9 protein-coding genes are annotated in these 14,083 nt (G+C 64.9%); 3 read left to right on the top strand and 6 right to left on the bottom strand.

All coding sequences use genetic code 11. The features are described 5' to 3' along the window. The first annotated feature begins 19 nt into the window (after positions 1–19). Positions 20–1,789, top strand: a complete 1,770-nt coding sequence (locus OU11_RS08080) for an FAD-dependent oxidoreductase (RefSeq protein ID WP_033516009.1) — start codon at positions 20–22, stop codon at positions 1,787–1,789. Here the strand turns inward: OU11_RS08080 and OU11_RS08075 are convergent. The 4 genes from OU11_RS08075 to OU11_RS08060 all read right to left on the bottom strand — a co-directional run bounded on the left by OU11_RS08075 (position 1,786) and on the right by OU11_RS08060 (position 7,075). After that, on the bottom strand, positions 1,786–2,460 hold the full coding sequence (locus OU11_RS08075) for a carbonic anhydrase (protein ID WP_033507766.1): 675 nt from the start codon (positions 2,458–2,460) through the stop codon (positions 1,786–1,788). The genes OU11_RS08080 and OU11_RS08075 overlap by 4 nt on opposite strands. Positions 2,461–2,692: 232 nt before the next feature. Next, positions 2,693–4,591, bottom strand: coding sequence for an ABC transporter ATP-binding protein (locus OU11_RS08070; protein ID WP_052122796.1), 1,899 nt, complete (start codon positions 4,589–4,591; stop codon positions 2,693–2,695). Then, positions 4,588–6,483 carry an ABC transporter ATP-binding protein gene (locus OU11_RS08065; protein ID WP_052122795.1) on the bottom strand — a complete coding sequence of 632 codons (1,896 nt, stop codon included), beginning with the start codon at positions 6,481–6,483 and terminating at the stop codon, positions 4,588–4,590. The genes OU11_RS08070 and OU11_RS08065 overlap by 4 nt, the downstream gene beginning before the upstream one ends. Positions 6,484–6,490: 7 nt before the next feature. Then, positions 6,491–7,075: a MarR family winged helix-turn-helix transcriptional regulator gene (locus OU11_RS08060; protein ID WP_161782770.1), complete on the bottom strand. Its 585-nt coding sequence runs from the start codon at positions 7,073–7,075 to the stop codon at positions 6,491–6,493. Positions 7,076–7,653: 578 nt separating this feature from the next. Here OU11_RS08060 and OU11_RS08055 point away from each other — a divergent pair. Beyond that, positions 7,654–8,043, top strand: coding sequence for a hypothetical protein (locus OU11_RS08055; RefSeq protein WP_152597125.1), 390 nt, complete (start codon positions 7,654–7,656; stop codon positions 8,041–8,043). A 114-nt stretch (positions 8,044–8,157) separates the two neighbouring features. On the opposite strand, the gene OU11_RS08050 is transcribed toward OU11_RS08055, so the two are convergent. Beyond that, positions 8,158–10,905, bottom strand: a complete 2,748-nt coding sequence (locus OU11_RS08050) for a phosphoenolpyruvate carboxylase (protein ID WP_033516005.1) — start codon at positions 10,903–10,905, stop codon at positions 8,158–8,160. Between the two features lie 252 nt (positions 10,906–11,157). Between OU11_RS08050 and OU11_RS08045 the strand changes: the two genes are divergently transcribed. Beyond that, entirely contained in the window at positions 11,158–12,852 is a 1,695-nt protein-coding gene (locus tag OU11_RS08045) for a threonine/serine exporter family protein (protein ID WP_033516003.1), read from the top strand. An 82-nt stretch (positions 12,853–12,934) separates the two neighbouring features. Here the strand turns inward: OU11_RS08045 and OU11_RS08040 are convergent, their stop codons facing one another. Then, the gene (locus OU11_RS08040; protein ID WP_033516001.1) at positions 12,935–13,681 is read right to left on the bottom strand and encodes an SIR2 family NAD-dependent protein deacylase; all 747 of its coding nucleotides are present in this window, start codon (positions 13,679–13,681) and stop codon (positions 12,935–12,937) included. Positions 13,682–14,083: the final 402 nt, after the last annotated feature.

Here is a 14,083-nt window from a genome sequence, read left to right as displayed (position 1 = left end):
GTGATGGAAGGAGGACGCAATGGTCCAGGACGAGAATCTCTATGACGTGATTGTGATCGGCGGCGGCCCCGCCGGCCTGACCGCGGGCCTGTATCTGGCCCGGGCGCGCTACCGCGTGCTGATCCTGGAGAAGGCCGATTTCGGCGGCCAGATCACCATCACCGATGAAGTGGTCAATTATCCGGGCGTCGGCACGACCAGCGGTAGGGCGCTGACGGCCACGATGCGCCGGCAGGCGCAGGATTTCGGCGCCGAGTTCCTTAGCGCCGAGGCGACCGGTCTGGATGTGGAGGGCGATGTCAAGGTCGTGCACACCTCGCGCGGCGATTTGAGGACCTTCGGCATCCTGGTGGCCACCGGTGCCAGCCCGCGCAAGCTCGGGTTCGAAGGGGAATCCGAATACGCCGGCCGCGGCGTGGCCTACTGCGCGACCTGCGACGGCGAGTTCTTCACCGGCCGTGAGGTGCTGGTGATCGGCGGCGGGTTCGCCGCGGCCGAGGAAGCGGTGTTCCTCACCAAGTACGCCAGCAAGGTCACGATCCTGGTGCGCGAGGACGACTTCACCTGCGATGCGTCGGTGGCCGCCGAGGCGAAGGACAACCCGAAGATCGAGGTGCGCTACCACACCGTGCTCGACGGCGTCACCGCCGGGCAGGGTGGCCTGACCGAGGCGACGATCCGCGACGTGGCGTCCGGGGCCGTCGAGACGTGGCGGCCGTCGGCGGGTGGCACATTCGGCGTCTTTGTATTCGCCGGTTACGTGCCCGCCACCGACCTGGTACGCGGCGTCGTCGAACTTGACGAGCAGGGGTATGTGGTCACGCACGGCTATCTGGAGACCTCGGTGCCGGGCGTGTATGCGGCGGGCGACCTGCGCGTCAAGAACCTGCGGCAGGTCGTCACCGCGACCGCCGACGGTGCGATTGCGGCCGTGGAATTGGAGCGGTACGCCTCGCAGATGAGCGAGCGGACCGGTCTGGTGCCGCCGCGTCCCGTCGATTCGGCGTACGAGCGTCGGGAACGCGATGCGGCGGCTTCGGCGGCCCGTTCCGGCACGTCCCCGGCCCCTGCGTCCACGCGCGACGGGGGTTCCGCCGATGCCGCATCCGGTGCCGTCGGCAAGTCGTCCGGCTTCTTCAACGACGCGATCCGCAAACAGCTCGACGTGGTGTTCGGCCGCATGGCGCGTCCGGTGACCCTGCGTCTGGATCTCGACGGTTCCCCGCTGTCGGCGCAGCTTGACGGCTTCATCGGCGAACTGGCCGCGTTGAGCGGCGGCAGGATCGCCGTCGAACGGCATACGGCCGCAGCCGATGCGGCGTATGACCCGGCCGGCGTGCTGCCCGAGGCGCTGCCCTGCGTGCGGATGTGCGTGGCGGACGGGGACGGCGACGTGCGCCCGACCGGACTCGCGTTCCATGGCGTGCCCAGCGGCCACGAGTTCAACTCGTTCGTGTTGGGCCTGTATAACGCGGCCGGCCCCGGCCAGGCGCTGGATGCCGACGCGACGTCCCGTATCGACGCGATCAAGGAGCCGGTGAACATCATGCTGCTGGTCTCGCTGACCTGCACGATGTGCCCGGAGACCGTGCTCGCCGCGCAGCGCATCGCCGCCGCCAACCCGCTGGTACGGGCCGAGGCTTATGACGTGGCGCACTTCCCGGACATCAAGGACCACTACAACGTGATGAGCGTGCCGTGCATCGTCATCACGAAAGCCGACGGCTCGCAGACGATCGAGTTCGGCAAGCGGAACGTGGCCCAGATGCTGGACCTGCTCGGCGCCTAGAAGCTCAGGACCTCCACCTTGCCGGATTCCAGCTGGTAGCGGGCGCCGACGATCATCAGACGCTCCTCGGCCAACGCGGACTGGATGACCTCCGACCGGGTCACCAGTTCCTCGATCGTGCGGGCGATGTGCACGCGCTCGTAGTCGGCGGCGTCCTCCAGCTCCGCTTCGCGCGCCTGCCAGACCGAGAACCCGATCTGACGCATGATGATCGACGCGTCCTCGGCGATGCGCTCGTCCAGCGTATCCATCGCCTCGGCCGCCGCCAGGGAGTCTTCGATCTCGGCGGTGGCCCGGGCGAGCAGGGCGTCGAGGCCGTCCGACGCCATCGCGACCGCGCCGCAGCGCTCATGGCCGAGGACGACCAGCAGGCTGACATGGAGCTTGGCGACCGCGTACTCCAGCGATGCGATCGCCGCGTCGTCCACCATGTGGCCGGCGTTGCGGACCGTGAACAGGTCGCCGAGCCCGGCATCGAAGATGATCTCCGGCGGTACGCGCGAGTCGGAGCAGGCCAGCACGGCTGCATCCGGTGTCTGCCGGTCGATCAGCGATTCGCGTGTCTCCGCATCCTGCCACGGATGCTCGGCCTTGCCTTCGGCGAACCGGCGGTTGCCCGCCAGCATGCGGCTCCAGGTCGCGTTCGCCGTCGATTCCCTGACGTCCTGCATCTCTATATCGCGCTCCCCTTTGGTTGCAGTCGGTCCCGCGGCACCCCGCGGATGCGTCAACGTTGTATCGAGATGATACCACCCGCCGCTGCCGACGCTCATCAGGTGGACGACGTTGTTTCGGTATCCATCGGCGGTATGGCTGGATCATCGGCGGATGCTATGCGAACGGCCCCCGTTCCTGCGGGAATCGGGGGCCGTTCGGGTTTGTATTGCCGTGGGCGGTCGAATCCTACGCGAACTGGCTGTTGTACAGCTTGGCGTAGGCGCCGTCCGCGGCCAGCAGCTCGGCGTGCGTGCCCTGTTCGATGATCGTGCCGTGGTCCATGACCAGGATCAGGTCCGCGTCAACAATCGTTGACAGGCGGTGCGCGATCACGAAGCTCGTGCGGCCGTGCATCAGCGTGTCCATCGCCTTGCCGATCTCCTGCTCGGTGTGCGTGTCCACGGAGGAGGTGGCCTCGTCGAGGATCAGGATCTTCGGATCGCACAGGATCACGCGGGCGATGGTCAGCAGCTGGCGCTGGCCCTGGCTGATGTTCTCCGCGTCGTTGGACAGCCGGGTGTCGTAGCCGTCGGGCAGCGTGCGCACGAAGTAGTCGACGCGCGCCATCTTGGCGGCCTCGATGATCTGCTCGCGCGTGGCGTCCGGGCGGCCGTAGGCGATGTTCTCGGCGATCGTGCCGTCGAACAGCCAGGCGTCCTGCAGCACCATGCCGAAATGGCGGCGCAGGTCCATCCGGTCCATCGTATGCGTGTCCACGCCGTCGAGGCGGATGTGGCCGCCGTCGATCTCGTAGAACCGCATGAGCAGGTTGATCAGCGTGGTCTTGCCGGCGCCGGTCGAGCCGACGATGGCGGTGCGGTGGCCGGGCTCCGCGGTGAAGGAGACGTCCTTCATCAGCGGACGGTCCGGGTCGTAGCCGAACTTGACGTGCTCGAAATCCACACGTCCGCGGATCGGCTCGGGCACATGCTCCGGTTCGGCGGGATCGGGCTCGATCTCCTCCTCGTCCAGGATGTCGAACACGCGCTCCACCGAAGCCAAGGCCGACTGCAGGCTGTTGATCATGAACGACAGCTCGGTCAGCGGCTCGGAGGCCTGGTTGATGTACTGGAAGAAGGCCTGGAAGGTGCCGATCGTCAGGGTGCCGGTGGTCAGGAAGAAGCCTCCCAACACCGCGATGAACACCTGCGCGAAGCGGGTGATCAGGCGGATCGCCGGGTTGATGGCGTTGGTCATGAAGTCGGCGCGGCGCGTGGTGTCGGCCAGGTCCTGGGTGGCCTCATGGATGCGGCGGGAACTGGAATCCTCCTGGTTGAACGCGCGGATGATCGCGCGCCCGGAGTACGCCTCCTCGACGTGGCCGGTCAGGATGCCGACGCTGCGCTGGCGTTCGGCGGCCAGGACCAGCGTCTTGTGCGCCACGACCTTGGTGACGAACGACGATCCGATGGCGAACACCAGGAAGATCAGCGTGAGCCAGACGTTGATCGTGAACATCATGATCACGGCGCCGGTCACGTTGCCCACCGCGGTGAGCAGACGCAGCAGACCGGTCTGCAGCACCTCGCTGGTCTTGTCCAGGTCGTTCGTCACACGGCTGATGATGCGGCCGGGCTGGTGCGCGTCATAGTACTTGAGCGGCAGCTTGGTCAGCTTGACGCCCACCTGGTTGCGCAGCTTCAGGTTCAGCCGCTCCGCGAAACTCGCCATCACGAAGGTCTGGGTGGAGTAGAACACCCACTGCACGGTGTACAGCAGCAGCAATCCCATGATCTGGATGCCACCGTCCGTCCAAGTGACGGTGAACGCGGTCTCGCCGCTCCACGCCGCCTGGATCTTCTCCCACAGCAGGTCGAGCAGGTAGGCGGTGTAGATCGGTCCGGCCAGCGTGATGATCACGTAGAACACCAGCGCGGTGCCGACCACATAGAGCCGCCAGTGCTGTTCGCGGGCCGCGTCCCACATGCGCCGGATGGTGGCCTTCAGGTCGCGGGGAACCTCCAGCTCCTCCTCTTCCGGGGCGAGGTCCGCCTGTACGACGGGGTCATGCGGCGTATCGGTGGCCGAACCGTCGTGGCCGGCATGCTCCGGGCGAATCTCATCGGTGTGTTCGGTGGTGCTCATCGGTTCTCCTCCTTTCCGGTGACGTCCGCGGCCTCGTCGAGGGCGGCGAGGTCCTCGGCCCGCATCTGCGAACGGGCTATGCCCTGATAGGTGTCGCAGGTGCGCATCAGTTCCTCGTGGGTGCCCCGGCCCTTGAGGTGGCCGTCCTCAAGCACGATGATCTGGTCGGCGTGCACGATGGTGCTTACGCGCTGGGCGATGATCAGCATGGCCGAATCCTTGACCTCGGTGGCCAGCGCCTTGCGCAGCGCCGCGTCGGTGGCGAAGTCGAGCGCCGAGAAGCTGTCATCGAAGATGTACAGGTCGGCCTTGCGCGTCAGGGCGCGGGCGATGGCCAGACGCTGGCGCTGGCCGCCCGAGAAGTTCGTGCCGCCCTGCGCCACGCGGGTGTTCAGTCCCAGCGGCAGTTCCTTGACGAAGCCGGACTGGGCCACCTCGAGCGCGTGCCACATCTCCTCCTCGGTGGCGTTGGGATTGCCGTACCGCAGGTTGTCTGCGATCGTGCCGGAGAACAGCCAGGCCTTCTGCGGCACGTAGGCGATGTGCTCGCGCAGCTCGTGCTGGGTCATGTCCTTGACGTTGCGGCCGTGCAGGAGCACGCGGCCGTCGGTTGCGTCGAGCAGGCGCAGCATCAGCCGGGCGACCGTCGACTTGCCGGAACCGGTCGGACCGATAATGGCGGTGGTCTGTCCGCGGCGGCAGGAGAACGTCAGGTCGTGCAGCGTATCCTCCTCCGCGTCCGGGAAACGGAACGAGAGATGGTTGAAGCAGGCGACCTTCGGGTTCGGGTTGTTGGCGGCACGGGCCTTGGCCATCTCCTCCAACGTCATCATCGCACCGGTTGCGGCGTCCGGTTGCGGCACAATCTGCCGGCCGTCGTCGGTCTGCCCGATCCAGGCCTGCGTGGCCTCGCGGGTGGAGGCCTCGGTCGGCTGGCCGTCGCGGATGCTCGGCTGCTTCTCGACCACCTCGCGCACGCGGCCGATGCAGATGATCGCGCGCGGCACCATCAGCGCGCCGAACTGGGCCATCATGATGTAGAAGAGGATCAGGATTGAGTATTCGATCAGCGCGGTGATGTCGCCGATCTGCATCGCATGGGCGCCGACGCGGTCGCCGCCCACCCAGATGATCAGCACGATGGCGATGTTCATCAGGAAGAAGGTGAGGCTGTCCAACCCGGCGAACAGATAGTTGACGCGGATCGCGTTGTTCGCGTAGTCGGAGAACGACTTGTCGAGTCGCTTGATCTCATGGCGGTCCCGGCCGAAGGCGCGGATGACGCGCACGCCGGTGATGTTCTCGCGCAGCACCACGTTCATGCGGTCGATGAAGCCCTGCAGTTTCTCGAAGATGCCGGCGGCCTTCCACACGATAATCGCCGCCAGGATCAGCACGAAGATGACCACGGCGAGCATGACCCACCCCATCTGCACGTCGAGCGAGAAGGACAGCGCCACGCCCATCACGCAGATGATCGGCACGGGCAGCAGGATCTGCATGCCGATCATCAACGCCTGCTGGATGACGTTGACGTCGTTGAGTGTGCGGGTGATCATCGAACCGGTGCCGAACTCCTTGAAATCGCCGTCCGAGAAGGCGAGCGAGGAATCGTAGATGGCGTTGCGGATGTCACGGCCGACATTCGCGCACAGCTTGGCGCACAGCCAGCTGCCAGCCAATGCGGCGGCGCCGGAGACTACGGTCACGGCGAGCATGGCCGCGCCGGTGACGATGATGTGGTCGATGCCGCTCTCCGTGGTGCCGATGTTGATCATTTCGGCGAGGATCGTCGGGATGAACAGCGCGCCGGCCACATCCAGCAGCAGCGCCAGCGTGGTCGCCGCGATCAGGCCCTTGTACGGCTTGAGGAAACGCAACAGCAGTTTCATGGGTGTTCTACTCTCCTTCCTGGGTCAAGTCGTTCGGTTCGGTGTCATTTGAAGTGTCGGGTGCTTCCGTGGCTTCCGTGGCGTCCGTGGCGTCCGGTCCGTCCGCCGCCAGCTGGTCGGCGTCCCGAACCGGTGCCGGGCCGGGGAGGCGTATGGCCTCCATCGCGTCGTTGAGCAGTCCCGCGTATCGGTCGATGCCAGCAATCAGCGCATCCCGGTCCTGCGCGTCAAGCGCCATCAGTGCCTTCTTCTCCGCCTGCATGGCCGGCTCGATGTAGACACCGGTGAAGCGTTCACCGTCCTCGGTCAGGCTGATCTGTTTGTCTCGCCGGCTGCCGGCGGCGTACCGGACGCTGATGAGTCCGCGTTCCTCAAGCTGACGCAGGGTGGAAGACACGGTCTGCCTGCTGTACAGCCAGACCTGGGAAAGCTCGTTCTGCGGCATGGCGGTACCGGCGTCGCGCAGGGCGTACAGGATCCAGAACGCGCAGTCGGACAGGCCGCTGCGTCGGGCGATCTCGTGGTAGACGCGGTCGATGCCCTTCCAGGAGCGGTTGAACTGCTCCAGCAGTGTTGTCGCGTTGTCGGACATGGCCATCCCTCGTTTTCTGTCATGTGTCGTGTCGGTGCGTGCACTGTGTCGTTGTATACGTCGTGTTGGTGTATACGCCTTGCCGGCGTATGCAGCGTACCGGTCCGAATGGGGCTCGGGCGTCGGTCGCATCCGTTGTCGTTACCTGAGGCCGAGGTTTCCGTACAACGATATTCCTGATGCCGATTCGTCTCTGACGTCAGGAAAGCCGCGGCAATCGATGATCGCTGCGGCTTGCTTTGTCAAAGTTCGGACAGTCTTATTTCATGATAATCCGATTTCGTACATTTGCAAGCTGGCGATGCCGTGTGACACCCGCCCCGAAACGTCGTTGTGGTTGGCTTGAAGCGCGAAATCTAACGTGTTGGCGGAGGATTCTTTCATGTTGGAACTCGTGAAAGGGGAATGAAAGGGGAGCTGTGAGAAAGGTGCGAGACGACGCGGTACGTCTTGGTGAGGAATTCTGCTTTTGTAGGCAGATGGGCGCCTAAGTAGGCAGGTCATCCGTGGGTCTCTTTCCGGAAAACGGCCTGATTCCGTCATCGCGGGCTGAGTGTTGCTCCAATCCACCTGCCTACTTGAGGGATAATCTGCCTACATCGTGGGGTACGTCTGCAGCGACGCTACCGTGGGCTGATCCGTTCGGTTGGCAGCAAGGCGGCGACGCCTCCCGGGCGATCATCGCCCACGTGCAGTATGAGGAGTCGCCCTCCAGCCGCGGCGTGTGGCTGCGTGTTCCCGGGTTGGTTCCGGACGCGCGCTACCGGCTGCGGTGGGCGGGTCCGATGGCTGATGAGGCCGAGGACGTGCTGCGGGAGGCGTCCCGCCGCGACTGGGATCCGCTGCCGGAGTCGGGCCCATTGGGTCCGGACGCCACCATCACCGGTGCGGCTCTGGGTACGATCGGCGTGCGCATCCCCCGCTGCCATCCCGAAACGATCCGTCTGATCGAGATCGCGCAGGTCTAATCGAAGCGGTTTTGCGCTGCTGCGCGTATACGGGCGGGGCCCTGCGCGTGCGGGTCGCCGAACATGGCGACGTTCCGCATACGCAGGGCCCCGCAATGGCGCAGAGGCTTCGAATCAGCCGGTGTTCTGCAGGCCGGCGGCGACACCCGACACGGTGCACAGGATCAGGTAGATGAACCCGGCCTGCTGGCTCTGGCTGAGCTCCTCCTTGTCCACGCGGCGACGCAGCGACTTGAGCGCCAGCACCTGGGTGAGCGAGAGCGCGTCCACATACGGCGAGCGGATGCGAATGGCCTGGCCGAGCACGTGACGGTGCTCCAACGGCCACTCGTCGCCGACGATGCGAAGCACCCACTCGCGGGTGAGCTCCATCTCGCCCAGCACCTTCTCGTTGAGGTCCTCGCGGTCGTCCAACGCCAGGTACATCTTGGCGATGCGCTCGTCGGTCTTGGCGATCGACATCTCGATGTTGTCGATGAACGTGGAGAACAGCGGCCACTCCTTGTACGCCTGACGCAGCGTATCCAGGTCGCCGAACTGCTCGCAGGCGGTACCCAGGCCATACCATGCGGCCAGGTTGATGCGCGCCTGCGCCCAGGCGAACACCCACGGGATCGTGCGCAGATCGTCCAGCGACTTGGCGCCCAGACCACGCTTGGCCGGGCGCGAACCAATCGGCAGCAGACCGACCTCGGTCAGCGGCGTGACGATTGAGAACCACGGCGCGAAGTCCGGGGTGCCAAGCAGGTCGAGGAATCGCTCATGCGAGGCGTCGTTGAGCTGCTGGGTCATGTCCGCGTACTTCTCGGTCATCTCGGTGTTGGTCTTCTCGATGCTCGGCGCGGACTGCAGCAGCGTGGCCGCGGCGACCGATTCGATATGGCGGACGGCCAGCGTCGGGTTGCCGTAGCGGGCGAAGATGACCTCGCCCTGCTCGGTGAGCTTGAACCGGCAGTTGACCGAACCCTTCGGCTGGGCCAGCACCGCGCGGTTCGCCGGGCCGCCGCCGCGGCCGACGGCGCCGCCGCGGCCATGGAACAGCGTCAGGTCGATACCGTTGTGCTCCGCCCATTCGACGATCTTGCCCTCGGCCTCGTGCAGCGCGAAGATCGAGGTGGTCGGGCCGGCGTCCTTCGAGGAATCCGAGTAGCCGAGCATGACCTCCATCTTGCCGCCGGTGGCCTTGAGCCGGGCCTGCATCTCCGGAATCTTGATGATCTCGTCGAGCACGTTCACCGAGTTCTGCAGATCCTCCAGCTGCTCGAACAGCGGGATGACGTCGATGGCCGGCACGTCCTTCGGGTTGGAGAAGGCCAGACGGTTCAGCTCATACACGTCGCGCACGTTCTGCGCCGACTTGGTGAACGAGATGATGTAGCGGCCGGCGGCCTTCATGCCGTTGCGCTTCTGGATGGCGCCGAGCGCGCGGAAGGTGTCGAGCACCTCCTGCGTCATCGGCTGCAGCGGGCCACGCTCGCCGTGCAGGCCATGCTCGCGGATGTCCTCCAGGGCGCGCGAGTGCACGACGGAATGCTGACGGAACTCCATCTCGACCATATGGAAGCCGAAGGTCTCGGCCTGCCAGATCAGGTCCTGCAGCGGGCCGTACGCCGAACGCGGGTCGCTGGCGGCCAGGGAACGCTGCACGATCTTCAGATCGGCGAGGAAATCCTCACAGCTGTGGTACATCAGATCGGTGTCGCGGGCGATCGTGTAATGCAGGCGGTCGGCCATGACCAGCATGACCGCGCGGTGCGGCTCCTTGACGGAGAGCTGATCGGCGTTGTCGGTCAGCCGCTCGCTCATCTCCTTCTGACGGCCCCACAGCAGTTTGAGCTCCTCGCTGGCGGGGGTCGCCTCGGAGTCCATCGTCAGGTTCTTGCCGACGGTGCGGGTGGCCTCCTCCAATGCGGCGATCACGTGATCGCTGAAGTTGCGCGCCACTTGGCGACTCACCTTGGCGGTGACGTTCGGGTTGCCGTCGCGGTCCGAGCCGATCCAGCTGCCCGGATGGAAGAACGCGGGGCAGGCCGGCTCCACCAGACCAGCCTGGTCGCCCAGCAGCCAGTCGTCGAACCGACGGTAGACCTGGGGAATCGTGTTGAACAGTGTGGAATCGAAGATGTCGATGATGGTGTTGGCCTCTTCGACCGGGGTCGGCTTGCGATGCTCGATCGGGGAGGTACGGAACAGCGCGTCGATCTCGTTGAACAGACGACGGTAGTTCTCACGCTTCTCGGAACCGCCGAGCAGCGGGCGGATGTCGAGCAGATCGGCGATGCGGCGGATCTTGCCTTCCACGGCCTTGCGGCGGGCCTCGGTCGGGTGCGCGGTGAACACGGGGTGGAACTCCAGCTTGTCCAGCAGCGCCTTGGCCTTGGCCGGGCCCATCTCGGTGATCAGCTGATGGTAGGCCACGGTCAGCGCATTGACAGGGTCGACGGCCTGCTGGTCGTCCACCTCGGATTCGCGCTGGCGCAGCACCGCCACACGGTGGTTCTCCTCACACAGGTTCGCCAGATGGAAATAGGTGGTGAACGCACGCGCCATCAGCTGGGCGTCGTGCAAACTCATCGTGTCGATGACTTCGACCGCCTTGCGCAGTCCATCGTTTTCCGGATCGGGATCCTCCAGGACCCCGGCGAAATGCTCGGCGCTGGCTTCGACGGCGTCGGTGCGGACCTCGTCGAACATGGCGAGCAGCTTGGGATCGAACTCCTTGAGTACCTCGCGCAGGATCTGCAGACACAGCTCCATGTTGTTTCGCAGCGAGGGCGGCAGCTCGTGCTCCTCATCCCCCTTCGCGCCCACCGGAGCCACAACGGCCAGCTCCTCGGTGATGGCGTGATTGTTATCTGTCATGTAAATCGGACCTCCTTTGCCCCGGTCTGCGGTTGCTCGGTCAGTCGGCCATCCACGGCTCCTCCGTGGTTGTGTTGGCCGACCGTTGCGAACCCAAAGCCGCAGGGTCCGGCGGTTGTCCCGTTTATTGTACGACTTGTCTCTGGAAGGACGGTAACACGGTGTTCACATCATGCGCATCATGCCGGTATGATGCGCGACGGCTGCCGCGGCGGATCGGATACGGGCATGCCGTGCGGTACTACTGGAATCGTGAGATTCCGGCGCGAGCAGAACGATGGCACGGCCAAGGCCGTCAGCAACTATCACACGCACTCCATCCCGTTGGATATGGAGGATATCGAACGCGATTGGGACAAGCCGATCGCGGAGGCGGGCATCGCCGCCAAGGCCAGCGTGATCGTACGCGTCGGCATGCTGGACCTGGGTGCCGGAACCGGCAGTTTCCGCGTCCGGGAGATGATGCACCGCATCGCCTACCCGCTGGGCGTTCATGTACGGGCGGACGTGAACCTGACCGATATCGCGGCCACGTGCACCGACGGGCGCAGCCGCATCACCGAGGTCATCGACCTGCCGACCACTGGTGTGAACACCGAACGCATCTGGCTGCTGGAACATTTCGCGGACTGGTTCAATGTGCATCTGGGCAAAGGCTCGGTATACCACGCGCAGTCGGTGGTGTCCGAGGAACTGGTCGAGCATCTGGACGATCCCGAGGCGCGCACCTCGCTGATGAGGGCCGTGGAGAAGGACCAGGAGGCCCAGGAGACCGCGCAGGAAATCATCGACGCCATAACGTCACAGGAACGGCCCGAAGACGGAGACGGCGGCCGGGACGATGCCAACGGGAGCGCGGATTCAGCGGAATCCAAACCCCAGACCCGGCGGATGCCGAAACGGTACGCCGAACACTTCGACCACCTCGCCGAGGAGGGGGATGCGGGGCGTGACATCCCCGCATTGACCGTGCAGCAGGCCCATGACCGGCTGGACCTGATCGAACGCCGCAAACCGCTGTACGCGCCATGGCAGTCCGGTCTGGCGGCAGGCATCGCCTGCGCCGCGTTCGTGTTCCTGCTGGGAGGCGGCGCGTACGACATGGTGGGGGCGTTCGTCGGCGCCGGATTGGGCCAGTGGCTGCGCCGGCGGCTGTTCGCCAAACATCTGAACCAGTTCTTCGTCACCTTCGTGTGCGTGGCGGTCGCCGCGCTCGCATGCACGGGCATGTTGCGCGCGATAGGGCTGATCGATCCGGTGGCCCTGCAGCACGATACCGCGTACATCGGGGCCATGCTGTTCGTCATCCCCGGTTTCCCGCTGATCACCGGAGGTCTGGATATCGCGAAGATCGATTTCCCGTCCGGCATTCAGCGGCTGTGTTATACCCTGTCGATCATCCTGATGGCCACGCTGGCCGGGTGGATGATCGCGTTTGTGGTGCATCTGAACCCGGAAGGGTTCGAACCGCTGGGATTGGACCCGCTGCTGAACAACTGCCTGCGTTTCGTGGCCGCCTTCGTGGGCGTCTGGGGGTTCTCCGTGTTGTTCAACTCCCCGCAGCGCATGTGTCTGGTGGCGGCCACCATCGGCGCCATCACCGATACGTTCCGTCTGATCATCGTCGATTACGGGATGCCCGCCGAGGCGGGGGCCTTCATCGGTGCCCTGCTGGCGGGCATGCTCGCCGCCGCCTGGCGGGCGTCGGTGCGGCGAGGCTGGCTGCCCAGGTATCTGGATTACCCGCGCATCTGCCTGACGGTGCCGTCCATCGTGATCATGGTGCCGGGCATGTATCTGTACCGGGCGATGTTCCACTTGGGCCAGTTCGATACGCAGCTCGCCTTGGATTGGGCGTTCCGCGCGTTCATGGTCATCGTCTGCCTGCCGATCGGCCTGGCCATGGCCCGGGTGATCACCGACAAGTCCTGGCGGTACGACGTATAGCGGTTCGCACTACTTCAAGGATCGGATCCCACATCGGCCATATTCCGTCATCCGATAATCGAATCCTGAGGTAGTGCGAACCTCACTCGGCGATGGTTTCGTCGACCAGCCGCGGCAGCGCCACGGCGATGTCCTCATGGATGAGGCGTGCCGCCAGCCTGTCGTACTGCGTGCGACCCATATTCATGATGGTGATGGGCACGCCCGCCTGCGCCGCCACCGGCACGAGTGAGGCCGCCGGGAACACTTCCAGGGTGGAGCCGATCACCCAGAATTCATCGGCCTGGCAGACCCGCTGCATGGAGGTTTCCATGGCACCGTCCGGCAGCATTTCGCCGAAGTAGACCACATCCGTCTTGATCAGACCGTTGCAGGGCATATTGCCGCTGTACGGCAGCCTGCGACGGCAATGCGGGTCCGGCTCGTCGTCGAGCTTGGTCATGATGTCGGCGGTGCTGTACTTCATGTGGCATTTCATGCAGTGCGAGGTGCCGATGGTGCCGTGCAGGTTCACGATCACCTTGTCGGTGTTGCCGGCCTTCTCATGCAGGGCATCGAAGTTCTGCGTGGCAAGCAGCGTGAGCAGTCCGGCCTGTTCCAGGCGAGCCAGCGCCTTATGCGCCTCGCCGGGTTGTGCGTTCCACACCGGTGATTCCTTCTGCCAGCGCCATGAGTATTCGCGCGCCTCCCGGTCGGAGAGGAAAGCGTCGATGTCATAGACGCTCTGCTGCTCTGGATGCTTGGTCCACACGCCATCCGGCCCGCGGAAGTCGGGGATGCCCGCGGACGTGGAGATGCCCGCGCCGGTCAATACTGCGATGTTCTTCATGACTACAGGCTTAGCACGATTTGAGGGTGCGCGTCGTCCGTCGTCTCCATAGGACAACACGTACGTGAGGTTGCATGGTGTGCGCCTAGGTGTCGGTGGACAATTGCCGGAGTTGAAGTTGGCGCGACACGCCGGTGCGGTGCCGTTGATGATGGTTTTTGGGCGGTCATTGGTGGTTGTGACGGCCGTTGTTGGTGGTTTCGACGTGTTTTTTGGGTGTTTGCGACACGCCGGTGGTGGTGTTGTGTTTCAAGGGTTTTGGGGGTGTTGGGTTGGGTCTGGTTTGCGTTGGTGGCTGGGTTGGTGTAAGTTATTCCCTTGCTGCCGGTCGGCGCGGGTCGCCCCGCTGGGGTGGTTCGGGTTGGCCGAGCGGTGGTGGTTTGAGAACTCAAGAGCGTGTTT

This window comes from Bifidobacterium pullorum DSM 20433 (genome assembly GCF_000771405.1).
GTDB lineage: Bacteria > Actinomycetota > Actinomycetes > Actinomycetales > Bifidobacteriaceae > Bifidobacterium > Bifidobacterium pullorum.
Note: the sequence above shows the minus strand (reverse complement) of the source record. Positions and strands in the feature narration are given on the sequence as shown.

Bases quoted from the DNA above. Each gene is read 5' to 3' on its own strand.
- OU11_RS08065 (WP_052122795.1), bottom strand. From the start codon at position 6,483: ATGAAACTGCTGTTGCGTTTCCTCAAGCCGTACAAGGGCCTGATCGCG.
- OU11_RS08060 (WP_161782770.1), bottom strand. From the start codon at position 7,075: ATGTCCGACAACGCGACAACACTGCTGGAGCAGTTCAACCGCTCCTGG.
- OU11_RS08075 (WP_033507766.1), bottom strand. From the start codon at position 2,460: ATGCAGGACGTCAGGGAATCGACGGCGAACGCGACCTGGAGCCGCATG.
- OU11_RS08080 (WP_033516009.1), top strand. From the start codon at position 20: ATGGTCCAGGACGAGAATCTCTATGACGTGATTGTGATCGGCGGCGGC.
- OU11_RS08050 (WP_033516005.1), bottom strand. From the start codon at position 10,905: ATGACAGATAACAATCACGCCATCACCGAGGAGCTGGCCGTTGTGGCT.
- OU11_RS08040 (WP_033516001.1), bottom strand. From the start codon at position 13,681: ATGAAGAACATCGCAGTATTGACCGGCGCGGGCATCTCCACGTCCGCG.
- OU11_RS08070 (WP_052122796.1), bottom strand. From the start codon at position 4,591: ATGAGCACCACCGAACACACCGATGAGATTCGCCCGGAGCATGCCGGC.